At 59.3% G+C, this 18,334-nt stretch carries 18 protein-coding genes (1 of these 18 running past the window's edge); 12 read left to right on the top strand and 6 right to left on the bottom strand.

Going from position 1 to position 18,334, the window contains the following annotated elements; genetic code table 11:
• The 3 genes from eptB to ABLX76_RS10260 all read right to left on the bottom strand — a co-directional run.
• Window positions 1-934 carry the 5' portion of a kdo(2)-lipid A phosphoethanolamine 7''-transferase gene (gene eptB / locus ABLX76_RS10270; RefSeq protein ID WP_023291311.1) on the bottom strand. Its footprint begins 761 nt before the window's first position, so only the first 934 of its 1,695 coding nucleotides appear in the window; the start codon lies at window positions 932-934; its stop codon lies off the left edge, out of view.
• 242 nt (window positions 935-1,176) lie between these two features.
• On the bottom strand, window positions 1,177-2,382 hold the full coding sequence (locus ABLX76_RS10265; protein ID WP_023291312.1) for an MFS transporter: 1,206 nt from the start codon (window positions 2,380-2,382) through the stop codon (window positions 1,177-1,179).
• 241 nt (window positions 2,383-2,623) lie between these two features.
• Window positions 2,624-3,268: an autotransporter outer membrane beta-barrel domain-containing protein gene (locus ABLX76_RS10260; protein WP_348874472.1), complete on the bottom strand. Its 645-nt coding sequence runs from the start codon at window positions 3,266-3,268 to the stop codon at window positions 2,624-2,626.
• 142 nt (window positions 3,269-3,410) lie between these two features.
• Between ABLX76_RS10260 and tag the strand changes: the two genes are divergently transcribed.
• Both tag and ABLX76_RS10250 read left to right on the top strand, forming a co-directional pair.
• Window positions 3,411-3,992, top strand: coding sequence for a DNA-3-methyladenine glycosylase I (gene tag, locus ABLX76_RS10255; RefSeq protein ID WP_044525019.1), 582 nt, complete (start codon window positions 3,411-3,413; stop codon window positions 3,990-3,992).
• The gene (locus ABLX76_RS10250; protein WP_348874471.1) at window positions 3,970-4,410 is read left to right on the top strand and encodes an N-acetyltransferase; all 441 of its coding nucleotides are present in this window, start codon (window positions 3,970-3,972) and stop codon (window positions 4,408-4,410) included. The genes tag and ABLX76_RS10250 overlap by 23 nt, the downstream gene beginning before the upstream one ends.
• Here ABLX76_RS10250 and ABLX76_RS10245 read toward each other — a convergent pair.
• Complete coding sequence (locus tag ABLX76_RS10245; protein ID WP_086076477.1) at window positions 4,379-6,709, bottom strand: molybdopterin guanine dinucleotide-containing S/N-oxide reductase; 2,331 nt, start codon at window positions 6,707-6,709, stop codon at window positions 4,379-4,381. The genes ABLX76_RS10250 and ABLX76_RS10245 overlap by 32 nt on opposite strands.
• 167 nt (window positions 6,710-6,876) lie before the next feature.
• Here ABLX76_RS10245 and ABLX76_RS10240 point away from each other — a divergent pair, with 167 nt between their 5' ends.
• The 6 genes from ABLX76_RS10240 to ghrB all read left to right on the top strand — a co-directional run bounded on the left by ABLX76_RS10240 (window position 6,877) and on the right by ghrB (window position 12,840).
• A complete protein-coding gene (locus tag ABLX76_RS10240; RefSeq protein WP_087848690.1) occupies window positions 6,877-7,539 on the top strand; it encodes an OmpA family lipoprotein in 663 nt (220 codons plus the stop codon).
• Between the two features lie 103 nt (window positions 7,540-7,642).
• A complete protein-coding gene (locus ABLX76_RS10235; RefSeq protein WP_023291318.1) occupies window positions 7,643-8,659 on the top strand; it encodes a LacI family DNA-binding transcriptional regulator in 1,017 nt (338 codons plus the stop codon).
• Window positions 8,660-8,770: 111 nt separating this feature from the next.
• Window positions 8,771-9,520: a xylose isomerase domain-containing protein gene (locus tag ABLX76_RS10230; RefSeq protein ID WP_049013063.1), complete on the top strand. Its 750-nt coding sequence runs from the start codon at window positions 8,771-8,773 to the stop codon at window positions 9,518-9,520.
• Between the two features lie 3 nt (window positions 9,521-9,523).
• On the top strand, window positions 9,524-10,459 hold the full coding sequence (locus ABLX76_RS10225; protein WP_008806889.1) for a sugar kinase: 936 nt from the start codon (window positions 9,524-9,526) through the stop codon (window positions 10,457-10,459).
• Between the two features lie 104 nt (window positions 10,460-10,563).
• Window positions 10,564-11,844 (top strand): MFS transporter, encoded by a 1,281-nt coding sequence (locus tag ABLX76_RS10220; RefSeq protein WP_004205006.1) that lies wholly within the window; start codon window positions 10,564-10,566, stop codon window positions 11,842-11,844.
• 24 nt (window positions 11,845-11,868) lie between these two features.
• Entirely contained in the window at window positions 11,869-12,840 is a 972-nt protein-coding gene (gene ghrB / locus ABLX76_RS10215; RefSeq protein WP_023291320.1) for a glyoxylate/hydroxypyruvate reductase GhrB, read from the top strand.
• Between the two features lie 108 nt (window positions 12,841-12,948).
• Here the strand turns inward: ghrB and ABLX76_RS10210 are convergent, their stop codons facing one another.
• On the bottom strand, window positions 12,949-13,659 hold the full coding sequence (locus tag ABLX76_RS10210) for a DUF3053 domain-containing protein (RefSeq protein WP_130950674.1): 711 nt from the start codon (window positions 13,657-13,659) through the stop codon (window positions 12,949-12,951).
• 160 nt (window positions 13,660-13,819) lie between these two features.
• Here ABLX76_RS10210 and ABLX76_RS10205 point away from each other — a divergent pair, with 160 nt between their 5' ends.
• The 4 genes from ABLX76_RS10205 (at window position 13,820) to cspA (ending at window position 16,455) form a co-directional block, all read left to right on the top strand.
• The gene (locus tag ABLX76_RS10205) at window positions 13,820-14,107 is read left to right on the top strand and encodes a hypothetical protein (RefSeq protein WP_064158052.1); all 288 of its coding nucleotides are present in this window, start codon (window positions 13,820-13,822) and stop codon (window positions 14,105-14,107) included.
• Window positions 14,100-15,455, top strand: a complete 1,356-nt coding sequence (locus ABLX76_RS10200) for an MFS transporter (RefSeq protein ID WP_348874470.1) — start codon at window positions 14,100-14,102, stop codon at window positions 15,453-15,455. The genes ABLX76_RS10205 and ABLX76_RS10200 overlap by 8 nt, the downstream gene beginning before the upstream one ends.
• 244 nt (window positions 15,456-15,699) lie before the next feature.
• Window positions 15,700-15,990, top strand: coding sequence for an HTH-type transcriptional regulator (locus ABLX76_RS10195; protein ID WP_004205010.1), 291 nt, complete (start codon window positions 15,700-15,702; stop codon window positions 15,988-15,990).
• A 252-nt stretch (window positions 15,991-16,242) separates the two neighbouring features.
• Window positions 16,243-16,455, top strand: coding sequence for an RNA chaperone/antiterminator CspA (gene cspA / locus ABLX76_RS10190; RefSeq protein ID WP_000014594.1), 213 nt, complete (start codon window positions 16,243-16,245; stop codon window positions 16,453-16,455).
• Between the two features lie 98 nt (window positions 16,456-16,553).
• Here cspA and ABLX76_RS10185 read toward each other — a convergent pair whose 3' ends face one another.
• Window positions 16,554-18,173 carry an ATP-binding cassette domain-containing protein gene (locus ABLX76_RS10185; RefSeq protein WP_348874469.1) on the bottom strand — a complete coding sequence of 540 codons (1,620 nt, stop codon included), beginning with the start codon at window positions 18,171-18,173 and terminating at the stop codon, window positions 16,554-16,556.
• Window positions 18,174-18,334: the final 161 nt, after the last annotated feature.

The raw sequence follows: 18,334 nt of genomic DNA, 5'->3' as shown, positions 1-18,334 counted from the left end.
GATTATCCTCTGCCCCGCCCTGACGCACAAACATGCAGCGTAACGACAGCTTGGTGGCGGTATCGCACGAGTAGCCGCGGAAGGCGACCAGATTCTTCTCTTTCGCCAGCTCTGGCGTGGTGTTGCGGCTATAGCCGAGGATGCCCATATGATCCCAGCGGGTGGTTTCGCCAATGATAAACACCACGTAGGTGTCATCGAGCCCTTCCGGGGCGACGTAGGTAAATTTCTTCGCCGGGTTAATCAGCGATTTGTTGTCTGAGGATTCATCCACCTGCGCCCAGGCGTACAGCCCCAGCGCCGACAGCCAGTTCGATGGCAGGTAGGAGTTGGCGATCACCCCGCCGTAGCTCGGCATATCCACTTCAGAATGGCGCTCTACATCGTGTTGGCGCAGCTCAAGCAGGCGGATGGGGCCCCAGACGATGAGGCCGGCCAGCACCACGATCAGCACGTTTTTAACCCGCTGACCCGGGGTACGCAGTTGGCGCAGCAGCGTATGACGGCAACGGTTGCTCCAGATAAACAGCAGCGGCGGCGCGCTCACCGCCGCCAGCCAGAGGATCAGATGCCAGCCGATGACCTCTTTCGACAGGTCGATATCGGTGGTCATCACCGAGGCGATAATCCCGTAGCCAATCACCACGTTGAGGAACGTCATGTAATAACTGGCGGCGGCGGAAAACAGAACAATCAGCGTCGCCAGAATGCGCCAGATACGGCGGCCGAACAGCGACAGAAGACGTAACAGGAAGAAGGTGACAAAGACCGTGGCCACCAGTTCAACGACACCGGAAAGCCCTTTCCAGAAAGTGAACTCTTGAGCATAACCATCGAAACGCCGAAAAAAAACGGCGACGTTCATAAACCAGCCGATGTACAGCGCCAGCCAAAAACTAAGCTTCTGCTGCGTCATCGTTCTAATATATTTCATGCAAGCAAACCTGGAAAAAGAAGAATAAAACACCGCCTGACGCTGTGGCATGAGTCAGTAGGCTAATAGGGTGCGTTAGGGTTGGTTATCAGAAACCTCTACAAAGCGCGATAAGTAGACCACAGGGAACGGGAAAAGTATCAGGAGGGAATGTGATCCAGCCAAACATTTACAAAACATTTGGCTGGATTGGCACTATTTGCTTAGGGTATTAATCAGGGGCACGTTTCACGCTGCAGGTTTCAGGCGTGCGCCTCGCTATAGACACTGCCTTTTGGCTGACGAATGGTAGTGGAAAGCGCCAGCGAAATAATCAGCAGAGCGAAGATCACGCAGAAGGTGACGTAGAAGCCCCCGAACAGCGAAGCGATGAGGGAGCCGCAGATGCTGCCGATACCAAAGCCCAGATAAATGACGCCATAGTTTTTCGCCAGGTTGTTCAGACCGAAGAATTCACTGACCAGCGACGGGAAGACGGTGATGGTTCCGCCGAAGTTAAAGGCGACGCAGGCAATCGCGGCGAAAAAGGTCATGGCATTCAGCGGAGCGAACAGCAGCGCGGCCATCCCCACCAGCGACACCACCTGACCGAGGGTGATCACGCGAATGCGGGAGATTTTATCGGACAGGATACCTAACACCAGGCGACCGCTAAGGTTAGCGATTGAGATAACCGTTACCGCATTGGCCGCCGTGGCGACATCCAGATGGACCATCCCCTGCGCGATATCTTTCGCCACGCCAATCACATACAGACCGCTCATGCAGGCCGTCAGGAACATCACCGCCAGCATCCAGTACTGCGGTTTACGCATCGATTCGGCGAGAGTAAAGTCATTTTCCACGACGCCGTTGGCCGCGGTGGTCGCCGTATGATTTGGCGCATCTTTCATCAGGGTCGCGCCAAAGACGATCATCACCAGCACGATAGCGCCCCAGATGACGAAGGTTTTTTCCAGACCGACGGTGGCCAGCAGATGAGTATCAATGAATTTGAACCCCAGGCTGCCGAGGCCATAGGAACCGATGGAGAAGGCGGAAATCAGCCCTTTGCGTTCCGGGAACCACTTCACGCAGTTCGACAGGGTCAGCAGATAACCGGCGCCGTCCGCCAGCCCCACCAGCACGCCCGCGCTCAGCCACAGCATCATCAGGCTGTTGGAGTGCGCGGTCAGGAAGAAGCCCAGTCCGAGCAGGATCCCGGAGGCCATGGTGACGCGCTTCACGCCGAAACGCTCCTGCAGCTTGCCGGCGACCGACGAGGAGAGCGCCAGCCCGAGGCTCAGCAGGCCAAAGGAGAACGCGACCTGGCTGACCGGTTCGCCCAGTTTGTCAGACAGTGAACTGTTAAACAGGCTCCAGGTATAAACCGAACCGAGAGCGAATTGGGTGATGATGGTGCCGATAAGCGTAAGCCAGCGGGTCGATTGACGGTTTGCAGCGTTCATAGCAGTTGTCCTGATAAATTAACTGCCGCCACAATAGCGAAGGCCCCTCATCCAGTGGGGGAAAAAGGCATGAACTGCCATCAGCAGGGAATGAAATGCATTAATGGCGGAATGAATGGCATTGCATGACATTCATTCCGCGAATATCAGCAAAAAAGTTAGTGTGCGCTATCTCACAGAAATGCGCCATTACTGAGATTTAACAATAACCGCATCGTTTCAAACGCGTAACAATCCCCGCTCAAAAGTTGGCGCTGACCCCCATCAGATAGAGCGTATTTTCCCCCGACGGGACATTATCCGCCTGCGACAGCGTGGCCCATGCCGCCACATGCGATCCCAGCGGCATATCGGCGCCCAGGGTGACATCACTCCAGCCGCCCTCTCTGGCGCGAGTGGTCGGCGACCAGGCATCGCTGGCGAGCGACTGGTTATAGCTCACCTGAGCCCAGGGGTGCACGCCCCACAGCGACTGATAATCCATACGCCAGCCGAGCGTGTTGACATATCCCGTCTCGCCAACGCTTTTCGTCGCCGGCGCGCTGTAGTCGCTGCGCAGGCTGGCCACCGGCCCGGAGGTCATGCCGTTTGCCAGCAGATAATTCCAGCCGACGCTTATCCCCCGGCTGCTGTCCGGCGGCGCCAGCCCCTGGTTTAACGCCAGTCCGCCCGGCGTTTCAGACGACTTCATCCGCTCGGCGAGGATATCTTCATAGCGTGGTTGGTGATCGCTATCCCATGTATAACGTTCCGACGTATTACTTTTTGTATCGATAGCGATATATTCCTGTTGCCAGGCATTCGCTCCAGAGACACACGATACCCAGACGGATACGCACACCGGGAACAAGAACCCCCGGAGGCCATTGCATTTCTTTATTATCATTAATGCGACTCCAGAAAAGAGCCGAATCGGCATTATTGCTGTGTTTTTTTGGGGATACGATTTCCCTGTATTAACTATTATCTTTATCTTTCAGTCGTCAAGCCGGGGCGTCCACTTTTTTAGCGCAGAGGGAGAAATAGCTATGCAGCGTTGCGGATGGGTGAGTCAGGATCCGTTATACATCGAGTATCACGATACCGAATGGGGTGTCGCGCAAAAAGCGTCCCAGCGGCTGTTTGAAATGATCTGCCTTGAAGGCCAGCAGGCCGGGTTGTCGTGGATCACGGTGTTAAAAAAACGGCAGAACTATCGCCAGGCTTTTCACCAGTTCGATCCGGTGCGCGTGGCGGCGATGGGGGACGATGATGTCGAGCGGCTGCTGCAGGATGCCGGGATTATCCGCCATCGGGGAAAAATCCAGGCCATTATCGGCAACGCCCGGGCGTATCTGGCGATGGAGGAAAATGGCGAGTCGTTCACTGATTTTGTCTGGTCTTTCGTCGACAATGCGCCGCAGGTCACCCGCGCGGCGACACTGGCGGAGATCCCGACCACGACGCCGGCCTCTGATGCGCTTTCTAAAGCGTTGAAAAAACGCGGCTTTAAGTTTGTCGGTTCGACAATCTGTTACTCTTTTATGCAGGCCTGCGGGCTGGTCAACGACCATGTCACCGGCTGCTTCTGTCACCCGGGAGGTCAGGATGATCCGCAAGTGGGTCGCTAAAGATAATACACCGCTGCTGGCCCTGTGGCTGGATAGTACGATCCATGCCCATCCCTTTATCAGCGAAAGCTACTGGCGCGACAGCGTCGCGGTGGTACGGGACGTCTATCTTCCCGCCGCCAGCACCTGGGTCTGGGAGCGCGACGGAGAGCTAAAAGGCTTTGTCAGCGTGCTGGAGTCCCGCTTCGTCGGCGCGCTGTTCGTCGCGCCGGACGCCATCCGCCAAGGCATTGGCCAGGCGCTGCTGGATGAAGTCAAGCAGCACTACGCCTGGCTTAGCCTTGAGGTTTACCAGAAAAACGAATCAGCGGTCAGTTTCTACCATGCGCAAGGCTTCCGCATTGAAGATTGCGCATGGCAGGATGATACTCAGCACCCCACCTGGATTATGCGCTGGCCGGCGGATCAAATGCCGTAAGCGGCAGCGCCGGGCCGGTATATTTCTCCAGCCACGCCAGGGCGGTGTTCCCGGCACAGCCGTTGCCCAAGCGGGATGTTGGGATATCTTTAGTTAAGACGTTCACCGCCCCGTTTTTGCAGATGCCCGCCACCGGATCCAGGTCGGGCCACGCCCCTTCATGCAGGCATATCACCCCCGGGCGGATCCCCTCCGTTACCACCGCGCCGGCCAGCACCTGACCGCGGGCGTTCCACACCCGCACCAGATCGCCATCGGCAATCCCCCGCGCCCGGGCATCCTGCGGATGAATAGTCAACGGTTCGCGTCCGGCGACGGCATAACGTTCGCGCAGCGCGGAATAGTTCAGTTGACTGTGCAGACGGTGTGCCGGATGGGCCGACAGCAGCTGCAGCTGCCCCGCCTCGGCGTTGCCATGCCACTCGTCGGGCTCCAGCCACATCGGGTGCGGCGGGCAGTCGGCGTAGCCAAAGGCGGCGATGGTCGGCGAGTGGATCTCAATTTTACCGCTCGCCGTTTTCAGCGGGTTGGCCAGGGGATCGTCGCGGAAGGCGGCGAAGCGGATGAAACGGGCATTCTCCGGCGCTTCCGGCATCTCAATCAGCTGGTTAGCCTGCCAGAATTCGGCAAACGGCGGCAGCGTCACCTGCTGCTGGGCGCCGCGCCGGGCGGCCATCTGATAGAAGGTCTCCAGCCACTGCAGATCGCTCTTCCCTTCGGTAAAGCGCTCGCGGCCGCCCGCCTCCCAACGTTCGCTGAGGTCGGCAAAGACCGCGAAATCATCGCGCGCTTCACCCCGCGGGGCGACCACCTGCTTCATCGGCACCAGATGCTGATTGCTGTAGTCCCCGGTCATCGTCAGATCGTTGCGCTCAAACGAGGTGGTCGCCGGCAGAACGATATCGGCATGACGCGCGGCGGCGGTCCAGAAGCATTCGGAGATGACGATAAGCTCTGGCTTCTGCCAGGCCTGAATCAGGCGGTTGGTATCCTGGTGATGGGTAAAGTTGGCGCCGCCGGCCCACCAGATAAAGCGAATATCGGGGAAGCGCCGCGCCATGCCGTTGTGCTGATACTCCGCCCCCGGATGCTCCAGCGCCTCGACAATCCGCGCGACCGGGATCTTCTCCACGGCGTCCACGCCTCCGGCTACGCTCCCCTGCATCGAGCCCAGCACCGCCGCGCGGCGGGTCGGGTTGCCGCCGTTGGCGAAATGGTAGGAAAGTCCAAACCCGCCCCCTGGGGTGCCAATCTGCCCCAGCATCGCGGCCAGGGTGACCAACATCCAGTGTTTCTGCTCGCCATACTGCTGGCGCTGCATGCCCCAGCCAGACATCAACATGGTGGTGTTTTCGTGGAAAAGTTTCGCCAGTTCGCGGATCTTATCCGCTGAGACGCCGCAAATAGCCGCCGCCCAGTCGGCGGTTTTCGCCACGCCGTCGCTTTCGCCGATCAGGTAGCGGGCAAAAATCTCGTAGCCGCTGGCGCAGCGGGCAAGAAACTCGTCGTCCTGCCAGCCATTCTCCACCAGCGTATGGGCGATACCCAGCATCAACGCGACGTCGGTGCCCATATGCGGCGCGATCCACTCCATCGAATCGCCAAAGAAATCGACCGTTTCCGATCGCATCGGATCGATGCAGATCAAGCGCTTTCCGCTCTGGCGCAGCCGGTCGAACCACGGTATACCCTGCTCGTCGGAGGCGTTCCAGGCAATTTTCAGCGTGTTCAGCGGGTTGGCGCTCCACAGCACCACTACCTCGCTGTGCTCCAGCACCAGCGGCCAGCTGGTCTGCTGCTGATACACCTCATTGCCGCCCACGACGTAAGGCATGATCGCCTGCGCCGCGCCGGTGGAGTAATCCCCGAGATGGCCGGTGTAGCCGCCCGCCAGGCTCATATAGCGCTGCAGCAGGGTGGCCGCCTTATGCAGGACGCCGTTAGAACGCCAGCCGTAGGAGCCGGCAAAAATGGAGGCCGGTCCATAGCTTTCGCGGATCCGACGATGCTGGGCATCGATCAGATCCAGCGCCTGCTCCCAGCTCACCCGCACAAATTCATCCTGACCGCGGACCCCCTGGGGCTTGTCCGGAGAGGCGAGAAAGCCTTTGCGCACCATCGGGTAGCGCACGCGGGTTTTGCTGTGCACCTGGTCGCGCACCGCCGTTTGCAGCGAATTGGCAAACGGCGTCGCCAGCGCGCCGCGGGAGGAGAGGACGTTTTCCCCGTCCGTTTCCACCAGCATCGGTCCCCAGTGGGCGGCGGTTAAAATGGTTTTGGTTGCAGATGAGGTTGGCAAAGGCGGCTCCTGGTCAGCGAAGGCAGGTGTGGTGACGGCGCGAATCGGCGCCGTTCAATGTTATTTACAAAATGAGATGGTATGCGGGGAATTTTCTACGTATTCGCGCGTCATAATCAACCGTCACGTTCGCTGTGGCAAAGAATAAAAAGGATTAAGGACATTAAATGAAAAAACGCGTACTTATGATTGCGGCTCTGGTCAGCGGCACCCTGGCCGTTTCCGGCTGCACCACCAACCCCTATACCGGTGAGCGTGAAGCTGGCAAATCCGGTATTGGCGCAGGTATTGGCTCCTTAGTGGGCGCTGGCGTCGGCGCGCTTTCCTCCTCCAAACACGACCGCGGCAAAGGCGCGCTGATTGGCGCAGCGGCAGGCGCGGCGCTGGGCGGCGGCATTGGCTACTACATGGACGTGCAGGAAGCGAAGCTGCGCGAAAAAATGCAGGGAACCGGGGTCAGCGTGACGCGAAATGGTGACAACATCGTGCTGAACATGCCGAATAACGTCACTTTCGACAGCAACAGCGCCAACCTGAAACCGGCCGGCGCCAACACCCTGACCGGCGTGGCCATGGTGCTGAAAGAGTATGAGAAAACCGCCGTTAACGTCGTCGGCTACACCGACAGCACCGGCAGTAAGGACCTGAATATGCGTCTGTCGCAGCAGCGTGCTGACAGCGTCGCCAGCGCGCTGATCACCCAGGGCGTGGCGGCCAACCGCATTCGCACCACCGGCATGGGCCCGGCGAACCCCATCGCCAGCAACAGCACGGCGGAAGGCAAGGCGCAGAACCGTCGCGTGGAAATCACCCTCAGCCCGCTGCAATAAGCGCATCCTCATGTTGCCCGGCCGCGCCTCTGCCGGGCAAAATGCTTGATATCGCTATTTTTCGCGCTAAGGTGTTGGCAGATTTTCAGCAAAGGAAGCCACCATGGCGAAAGCGGCGCGTGCAACCATTAGCGATGTGGCGAAAGCCGCAAAGACCGGCAAAACCAGTATTTCACGGTATCTTAACGGCGAGAAGCATCTGCTTTCCGACGATCTGTTATCACGTATTGAACAAGCCATTGCCGAACTCGACTACCGCCCTAGCCTGATGGCCCGCGGCCTCAAGCACGGCCGAACCCGCCTCATCGGCCTGATCATCGCCGATATCACCAATCCCTATTCGGTCAACGTCATGAGCGGCATTGAAGCAGCCTGCCGGGAAAAGGGCTTCACTCTGCTGGTGTGTAACACCAATAACGAGCTGGATCAGGAGCTGCACTACCTCGACCTGCTGCGCAGCTACCAGGTGGAAGGCATCGTCGTCAACGCGGTCGGCATGCGGGAGGATGGCCTGAACCGCCTGCAGCAGTCGGCCCTTCCGATGGTGCTGATTGACCGTAAAATCCCCGATTTCGCCTGCGATGTGGTCGGGCTTGATAACGCCCAGGCCGCCACCACCGCCACCGAACACCTGGTGGAGAAAGGCTTTGAGGCCATCCTGTTTCTTAGCGAACCGCTGGGGTCGGTTAATACCCGCCGCGAGCGCCTGAGCGCCTTCCGCGCCACGCTCACCCGCCACCACGGCGTGGTGGCCGAAAACGCCGAAGTGCAGCTCAACGACGGCGCGATGATGGACAACGTCCTGCGCCAGTTCCACGCCCGCCATCGCGGGATGCGCAAAGCGGTGATCTCCGCCAACGGCGCGCTGACGCTGCAGGTAGCCCGCGCCCTGAAGCGCGTCGGCCTGATCTGGGGCAGCGATATCGGCCTGCTGGGCTTCGACGAACTGGAGTGGGCGGAGCTGGCTGGCGTCGGCATCACCACCCTCAAACAGCCAACGTGGCAGATCGGCTACGCGGCGGTGGAACAGGTGATTCGGCGCATTGCTGGCAGTAACGACCCCATCTGCGAGCGGGTCTTCTCCGGCGAGCTTATCGTCCGCGGATCAACTTCCCGTTAACGATCCTTCGTGATGCCGATCATAAATTAAACATCTCGCCCTTTCTTATGGAACCGATACCATCTAGCGTAATAAGGAGATTAAGCAACAAACGCCGGGAGTAAGAGCGCGATGGCCAGAAAAATTATTGTCGTTACCGCTGCGTATGGTAATGACCATGTTAAATCCTTAGGCGGCCAGGCCGCCGTCCTGCCGTTTATCGCCGACGCCGGCGCGGACGGCGTCGAAATCCGCCGCGAGCTGTTCAGCGCCGAAGAGCTCAACGCCCTGCCGACGCTGGCCGCCACCATTGAGCGCCACGGCCTGCTGGCCTGCTACTCCGCGCCCCAGGCGCTGTTCGCCGACAACGGCGAGCTTAACCCGCATCTCCCGACGCTGCTCGCGGAAGCGCAGACCCTTAACGCCCTGTGGCTGAAGCTCTCCCTTGGCCATTTCCGCCACAACCAGCAGCTCGACGAACTGCGCGATATCCTCAGCGACAGCGGCATGGCGCTGGTGGTGGAGAATGACCAGACCGACTGCGGCCAGTTGGCGCCGATGCAACGCTTCAAAGCCGCCTGTCGGGTCCATCAGCTGCCGATCACCTTAACGTTTGATATGGGCAACTGGCTGTGGGTCGGCGATTCGCCGGAAGAGGCCGCCCGCCATCTTGCGCCGGCGGTCAGCTATATTCATGTAAAAGCGGCGGAGCCTCATCAGGAGAAATTCCGCGCTGTGCCGCCGGATCAGGCCGCCGACCGCTGGCTGGCCCTGCTCGATAATCTTCCCGCCGACGCGCCGCGTGGAATCGAGTTTCCGCTGACTGGCCATGACCTGACGGCCGTGACCCGCCGCTACGTCAACCTGTTACGCGAGGAATAAGCCGTGGAAAATTTAGATGTCATCACCATCGGCGAAGCTATGGCCATGTTTGTCGCCACCGAAACCGGCGATCTGGCCGAGGTGGAGCATTTTATGAAACGTGTCGCCGGCGCTGAGCTGAACGTCGCCACCGGCCTGGCGCGCCTGGGTCTGAAGGTCGGCTGGGTCAGCCGCGTCGGCAACGACAGCTTTGGCCGCTTCGTACTGCAATCGCTGGCGAAAGAGGGGATCGATAGCCACGCAGTCGCCATCGACAACCGCTTCGCTACCGGTTTCCAGATGAAATCGAAAGTCGAAAATGGAACCGATCCCATTGTGGAATATTTCCGCAAAGGTTCTGCCGCCAGCCATCTGTCGCCGGACGATTTTCGCGCCGACTACTTCACCAGCGCCCGTCATCTGCACCTGAGCGGCGTGGCCGCCGCGCTCTCTGAAAGCTCATATGCGCTGCTGGAGCATGCGGCGAAGGTCATGAAAGCCGAGGGCAAAACCCTCTCTTTCGACCCCAATCTGCGACCGGTGCTATGGAAAAGCGAAGCCGAGATGGTGGAGAAACTCAACCGTCTCGCCTTCCAGGCTGACTGGGTTTTGCCAGGCTTAAAAGAGGGCGTCATCCTCACCGGCCAGCAGACCCCGGAGGGGATCGCCGATTTCTATCTCTCGCGCGGCGTCAAGGCGGTGGTCATTAAAACCGGCTGCGACGGCGCCTGGTTCAAGAGCGCCAGCGGCGAACAGGGAACGGTTGATGCCATCAAAGTCGAAAACGTCGTCGATACCGTCGGCGCCGGCGACGGCTTTGCCGTCGGGGTGATTAGCGCCCTGCTGGAAGGCAAAACCCTGCTTCAGGCGGTGAACCGCGGCAATAAAATCGGTTCGCTGGCCATTCAGGTCCAGGGCGACAGCGAGGGGCTGCCCACCCGCGACGCGCTGGGCGAATAACATTTATACGCAACCATAACAGCCGTCCTGTACCCTACCTGCAGCGCGGCACAGCAGCGTCCGTTTCGACGGACGTATGTCACCTCATTGACAGAGGCAAGCCTATGAATAGCTCAACAAATGCAACGAAACGCTGGTGGTACATCATGCCTATCGTGTTTATCACGTATAGCCTGGCGTACCTCGACCGCGCCAACTTCAGCTTCGCCTCCGCGGCAGGCATTACCGAAGACCTGGGCATCACCAAGGGGATCTCCTCCCTGCTGGGGGCCCTGTTCTTCCTCGGCTACTTCTTCTTCCAGATCCCCGGCGCTATCTATGCGGAGCGCCGCAGCGTTCGAAAACTGATCTTTATCTGCCTGATCCTGTGGGGCGGCTGCGCCTCCCTGACCGGGATTGTGCATAATATCCCGGCGCTGGCGGCCATTCGCTTTATCCTCGGCGTCGTCGAAGCGGCGGTGATGCCGGCGATGCTGATCTATATCAGCAACTGGTTCACCAAATCCGAGCGCTCGCGGGCCAATACCTTCCTGATCCTCGGCAACCCGGTGACGGTCCTGTGGATGTCGGTGGTCTCCGGCTACCTGATTCAGGCCTTCGGCTGGCGGGAAATGTTCATCATCGAAGGGGTGCCGGCGGTGATCTGGGCCTTCTGCTGGTGGGTGCTGGTGAAAGATAAACCGTCGCAGGTATCCTGGCTGGCGGAGAGTGAAAAAGCCGCGCTGCAGGAACAACTGGATCGTGAACAGCAGGGCATCAAAGCGGTGCGTAACTATGGCGAGGCCTTCCGCTCCCGCAACGTGATCCTGCTCTGCGCTCAGTACTTTGCCTGGAGCATCGGCGTGTACGGTTTTGTACTGTGGCTGCCGTCGATTATCCGCAGCGGCGGCGAAAATATGGGGATGGTGGAAGTGGGCTGGCTCTCTTCGGTTCCGTACCTGGCGGCGACTATCGCCATGATCGTGGTCTCCTGGGCCTCCGATAAAATGCAGAACCGTAAACTGTTCGTCTGGCCGCTGCTGCTGATTGGCGGACTGGCCTTCATCGGCTCCTGGGCGGTCGGCGCCAACCACTTCTGGGTCTCTTACACCCTGCTGGTGGTGGCTGGTGCGGCAATGTATGCGCCTTACGGCCCCTTCTTCGCCATTATTCCGGAAATGCTGCCACGCAACGTCGCCGGCGGCGCGATGGCGCTGATCAACAGCATGGGCGCCCTGGGCTCCTTCTGCGGCTCGTGGTTTGTCGGCTACCTGAACGGCGCCACCGGCAGCCCCGCAGCTTCCTATATTTTTATGGGGGTGGCGCTTTTCGCCTCAGTATGGCTGACTTTGATTGTTAAGCCTGCTAATAATCAAAACCTTCCACTTGGCGCTCATCACGCCTGAACGACTCACACTACGGAGATTCGCATGAAGCCGTCTGTCATTCTCTATAAAACGCTTCCCGACGACCTGCTACAGCGTCTGGAGGAGCACTTTTCCGTCACTCAGGTGAAAAACCTGCGGCCGGAGACCGTTTCGCAGCACGCTGAGGCCTTCGCCCAGGCTGAGGGCCTGCTGGGCTCCAGCGAAAAGGTTGACGCCGCGCTGCTGGAGAAAATGCCGAAGCTGCGTGCGACCTCCACCGTGTCCGTTGGCTATGACAACTTCGACGTCGAGGCGCTGAACGCCCGCCGGGTGCTGCTGATGCATACCCCGACCGTGCTGACCGAGACCGTCGCCGACACGATCATGGCGCTGGTGCTGAGCACCGCCCGCCGGGTGGTGGAAGTGGCGGAGCGCGTCAAAGCGGGCGAGTGGACGAAGAGCATTGGGCCAGACTGGTTCGGCACCGACGTACACCATAAAACCTTAGGTATCGTCGGCATGGGCCGCATCGGCATGGCGCTGGCGCAGCGCGCCCACTTCGGGTTCGGCATGCCGATCCTGTACAACGCGCGCCGCCAGCATCCGCAGGCAGAAGAGCGCTTCAACGCCCGCTATTGCGATCTCGATACCCTGCTGCAGGAAGCCGATTTTGTCTGCCTGATCCTGCCCCTGAGCGAAGAGACCCACCATCTGTTCGGTCAGGCGCAGTTCGCCAAAATGAAATCTTCCGCCATCTTTATTAACGCCGGGCGCGGCCCGGTGGTCGATGAGCAGGCGCTGATCGCCGCCCTGCAGGCGGGGGAGATTCACGCTGCCGGCCTTGATGTCTTCGAGCACGAGCCGCTGGCTAAAGATTCGCCGCTGCTGAGCCTGCCGAACGTCGTCGCGCTGCCGCATATCGGCTCCGCCACCCATGAGACGCGCTACAACATGGCGGCCTGCGCGGTGGATAACCTGATCGATGCCCTGAACGGCAAGGTCGAGAAAAACTGCGTCAATCCGCAGGTAAAATAAGCCATAAAAAAACCCGGGTAGCGGCGGCCATCGCCCTCCCCGGGTTCTTTTTGCATTCTGTCCGTCATCCAGCCCGTTCGCCGCAGCTCACGTCAGCCAGACGGGGCATTAGCGGGTGGCGTTCACCGCCGCCGTCCATGCCTGATTAAACGCCTGATGCTGCGCCGCCAGCGGCCCAATCAGCACATTATACTGGCTGGCCTGCTGCGAGGTCGGGAACTGAATGCCGTTGGCCACAAAGCTCACCTGGGTCCCCTGCTGAGCGACAAAATCCCCCACCTGAACCAGCTGCTGGGTAAAGATCTGCGCGGCCGGGATCAGCGGCTGCAGCGCGTCGGCTGGCGCGGTGACGACCTTGGCGTATACCTGATCGAAGACCGGCTTGAGATCGTCAGCCTGCTTCAGAGCGCCATGCGCGGCATCAGCCTGCATTTTGGCATTCTGCAGCTGCTGGCTGAGCACGCCCAGCGCGCCGTTCGCCTGACGCAGCGGCTCGCGCTGGGTCATATAGTCCTGCGGAACGCGGATCGCATTGACGCTATCCACCACCGGGCGCAGACCAGCGTCCATCGCCTGGCTCACCTGCTGCGAGTAGCCGTAGATCACCGCGTAGTCAGAGACAAATGGCCCAAACTGTTTTTTCTGATCGGCGGTCAGCGTCGGCAGTCGTTCACCGCTACGCATCGCCGTATTCTGCAGGAAGTCGATAAACGCTTTGCGCTGATCGCCCTCTTTATCAAAACACCCACTCAGGCTAACCACCATTAATAAGGCCGCCATAGCCGCAAACCAGCGAGAGCAGGACTTTCCTGTCGCCATTTTTTTACTCCTTTCAGCCAAAAAAAGCGCACAAAGACACACACGTGCCAGACGCTGACAAGGATAGTCCAGCTCGGCCTCGCAGGATACCCTTTACTGCTAATCTTACGCAGGAAAAACGCCATTCCATACGCCGCTATCGCCGCCTGGCGCGTCTGTTATGCGCATCACAAATATGCGCTTTAAATCAGGCCGACGCATATCACGTAACTTATTGATATTCTTTAAACAAAAAATCCATCAACCGGCGCCTCGCCCGGAAGCGGACGATAATCGCACGCTTTGGCGCGCGCCCGGATTGCCTGGTCAGCGCTTCAATGATTTGATGAATGAGCGATTAACGGCGATGCGTTCGATTATCGCACAAATCAAACTCAATGACGCGAAGGCGACGATAATAACAAACCTCTGTCCCTCGCTCAGTCTGCCAGGAAAGCCGTATGACTAAGACAACCATCGACATTCAGGCCTTTATCAACGAGCACCCCTTCACCCGCTACCAGTGGATGATCCTCGCGCTCTGCTTCATCACCGTCGCGATGGACGGGTTCGATACCGCGATCATCGGATTCATCGCCTCCGACCTGGTCCAGGAATGGGGCGTGGAAAAATCCGCCCTCGGCCCGGTGATGAGCGCCGCGCTGGTGGGCCTGGCCGTCGGCGCGTTAACCGCGGGACCGCTGGCTGATCGTATCGGCCGCAAGAAAGTGCTGATTATGTCGATCGTGGTGTTCGGCGGATTCAGCCTGCTCACCGCCTTTGCCACCAGCCTTAACCACCTGACGCTGCTGCGCTTTCTGACCGGACTGGGCCTTGGCGCAGCGATGCCCAATGCCGCCACGTTAATGAGCGAATATGCGCCGGAGCGCCGTCGGGCGCTGCTGGTGAACCTGATGTTCGTCGGCTTTCCGATGGGATCGTCGCTGGGCGGCTTTTTATCCGCCTGGATGATCCCGCACTATGGCTGGCAGAGCGTGCTGGTGCTGGGCGGCGTGATGCCTCTCCTGCTGGCGGTGGCTTTAATTTTCCTGCTGCCGGAGTCCGCCCGCTATCTGGTGGTGAAGCGTCAGCCGGCGCAGCGCATTGCCGCCATCCTGCGGCGTATCGCGCCGCTGCCGGAGGCGGTGGAATTTGAGCTGCGCGAAGCAGGCCAGGTGAAAGAGAAGTCGGCTATCGGCGTCATTTTCTCCCCGCGCTACGCAGTGGGTACCGTGATGCTGTGCCTGACCTACTTCATGGGTCTGCTGATCTTCTATCTCCTTACCAGCTGGCTGCCGCTGCTGATCCGTGAAACCGGCGCATCGATGAGTCAGGCCTCAATTATCACCGCTCTGTTCCCGCTCGGCGGCGGAATTGGCGTGCTGATCCTCGGCGCCCTGATGGACAAGATCAACCCCAATAAGGTAGTGGCCGTCGGCTGGCTGCTGACCGGCGTTTTCGTCTGTCTGGTCGGCTTCTCCACCAGCAGCCTGGCGCTGATGGGAGTGATGGTGTTTATCGCCGGCAGTATTATGAACGGCGCGCAGTCGTCGATGCCGGCGCTGGCGGCAGGCTTCTACCCGACGCAAGGGCGCGCCACCGGCGTCGCCTGGATGCTGGGTATCGGCCGCTTCGGCGGGATCCTCGGTGCGTTCAGCGGCGCCTTCCTGATGCAGGCCCAGCTCTCTTTTGAGACCATTTTCACTCTGCTGGCCATCCCGGCGTTCCTGTCAGCCATCGCGCTGCTGATTAAATACCGGGTCAGTAAATCAGCGCCCGTAGCGACAGAGGACGCGAGAGGTCTGCAGAAAGCCTGATCGATAAGCCGGCGGCCCGCGCCGGCTTTGCCGCTTTTTTCTTATCCGTTTACAAAAATTTTCGAAGCCACGCCATCGCGTTAGTAATCATTCTCTTAGGCCCCGTTGCCGTTTGGCTGACGGGGCCGATTCGATAACCTGCTGGCAAATAATCACGGACGTTACCATCCTTTACGCCTTTTTCTGACTATTCTTAAAGAGCTTTAGAAAAATCTCTTCCGCTGTGTGATAAAAGGAGTTCTCAATGGAATATAAAGATCCCGTGTTTGAACTGCTGAGCAGCCTGGAACACATCGTTTTTAAGGACGATAATCAGACACTTACCTCAAACCGTAAGTCCACTGTGTTTAGTGAATTTGAACAGCTGCGTAAAGGCACTGGACTTAAGATTGACGACTTCGCCAACGCCATGGGCGTGAGCGTCGCCATGGTAAGAGAGTGGGAGTCGAGACGGGTAAGACCGTCCCCCACAGAGCTGAAATTAATGCGCCTGATTCAGGCCAATCCGCAGCTTTCAAGACAGTTACTCGATTAATCCAGCGCGCAGCGGCAAGGGCCAGTAAGGGAGCTTTTGCCGCTGCGCCGTAAAAAAAAGTTTGCTATCAGGTGCTGAACGTGCGTTAATGCTCGCAGGTTTGATGTACAGACCACAGAGCAGTCGAATAGAGCAGTCCTTCTAAGGTTATCCAAAGATACCCCCGTAGTGAACTTTCCCTTTATCGCTTTAAATCTGTAGTCCAGACCGCTACGCCGCAAGGCTCACTTATTTTTTTAAAGGTAATTCACTATGTCCGGTAAAATGACTGGTATCGTAAAATGGTTCAACGCTGACAAAGGCTTCGGCTTCATCACTCCTGACGATGGCTCTAAAGACGTGTTCGTACACTTCTCTGCTATCCAGAACGATGGCTACAAATCCCTGGACGAAGGTCAGAAAGTCTCCTTCACCATCGAAAGCGGCGCTAAAGGCCCGGCAGCTGGCAACGTAACTTCTCTGTAAGTTCAAGCCGCTAAGAATCGAGAATCCCTGCCTGATGGCGGGGATTTTTTTTATCTGTCGCCAGCCGCCGCCAGCATACGATGGCGGCTGCCGGGCATTCAGAGTCGGGTATCGTGCCAGCCCGTTTCCCCCCACGTCAGGCTGTGGGTGAGTTTCAACCCCTGCAGAAACGCCTCGTCATGCGACACCACCACCAACGCGCCGGGAAACGTCGCCAGCGCACACTCAATGGCCTGTGTCGACGCTAAATCGAGATGGTTGGTCGGCTCATCGAGCAACAGCAGCTGGGCCGGATCGCGTCGCCAGAGCACGCAGGCCAGGGCCGCTTTCAGGCGTTCGCCGCCGCTGAGCGCCGCCAGCGGCAGGTTGACCTTATCGGCGCCCAGCTGCAGCTGCGCCAGACGGGTCCGCAGCAGCCCCTCATCCAGCGGAGTATCTTCCAGGCTCAGATGCGTTATCACCGATAACGACAGATCCAGCTGCGTCAGATGTTGATCCAGATAAGCGGCGCTCACCGACAGCCGGACATCGCCTGAGGCGGCCTGCTCCAGCCCCAGCAGCGTTTTCAGCAAGGTAGTTTTGCCGCAGCCGTTCGGCCCTCGCAGCGCAACGCGCATCGGACCATCCACGCGCCAGTCCAGCGGCGCAGCGGGGGAATGGGCGAGCTGCAATGCTTCCACGACCAGCACCTGCTTGCCCGCCGCCACTTCGCTGCCTGGCAGGGTGAACATCACCGGCGTATCCTCTTCCACCCGCTCTCGCGCCTGCTGCACAGCGCCATTCAGACTGCTGTTCTGTTCACGATGCTGACGGCGCAGCGTTCCCGGACGCTCTTTTGCCGCGCCTTTGTACTTCACGCGTTCGAAAGAGGCGATATTCAGGGTATCAACGGTACGCAGTGTCTGCGCCGAGCGCCGCTGGGCAGCATCATGCTCTTTTTGCATTCGCGCGCGGGTGCGTCGCCGCTCGGTCGTCGCATGGTCCAGCGCCGCGCGCGCCGCCTGCTGCTCCGCCTCGCGCTGCCGCTGATATTCGTCATAGTTGCCGCCGTAGCTGCGCAGCGCCGTCGGCGTCAGCTCGATGATCCTCGGCATCCGCGCCAGCAGTTGACGATCGTGGCTGGCGATCAAAGCTCCGCCGTGCCAGTTTTCCAGTTGCTGATAGAGCCACTCTCGCCCCTCACTGTCCAGATGGTTGGTGGGCTCATCCAGCAGCAGATAATCGGCGCTCGAAACAAAGGCGCCGCAAAGCAGGGCCTTCATCCGCTCGCCGCCGCTGAGTGAAAAAGCGGGACGATCGGCAGAGAACGGCGGGAGACCGGCATCACGGAAAGCTAAACTCAGCCGATCGGGGAGATCCCAGTGGCCATCCAATAGCTCGAAATCGTCGGCCAGTCCATGACCCTGTTCAAGGCGGTACAAGGCGTCAAAGACCGGCGCATAGCCCAGCAGCGTAGCGAGGGTGGTCTCCGGCGTAAGCGTCGGCTGCTGCGCCACCCAGGCAATGGAAGCCGCGCGCTCGATATGGCCACCGGCAGGAGAATCTAGGCCCGCCAGCAGGCGCAACAGACGCGACTTACCGACGCCGTTCCGGCCGACCAGACCGCAAAGGGACGGTTCCAGCGAGACGTTGAGAGGACCAAACAGGGTCTGCCCCGTCGCAAACTGACAGGTGACCTGATGTAAAACAAAAGCGGGGATGTGGGCGCAATGAGCCATAAGCACTCCTGAATGAAATCAATACTCCCCTACCCGCAACGTCTGCGAGGTAAGGCGTGAAGTTCATCAGTCGTGTTTGTTCATTTGTAGGGCGCGCTCCAGTGAGACGAGGGATTCGTCGGGGCATAGGATAGCCACACTCCGCTATGAATTTCAAGCCC

This window comes from Klebsiella sp. JB_Kp004 (assembly GCF_040065795.1).
In the GTDB taxonomy this organism is placed as follows: domain Bacteria; phylum Pseudomonadota; class Gammaproteobacteria; order Enterobacterales; family Enterobacteriaceae; genus Klebsiella; species Klebsiella quasipneumoniae.
This window is presented reverse-complemented; position numbering and strand designations above follow the sequence as displayed.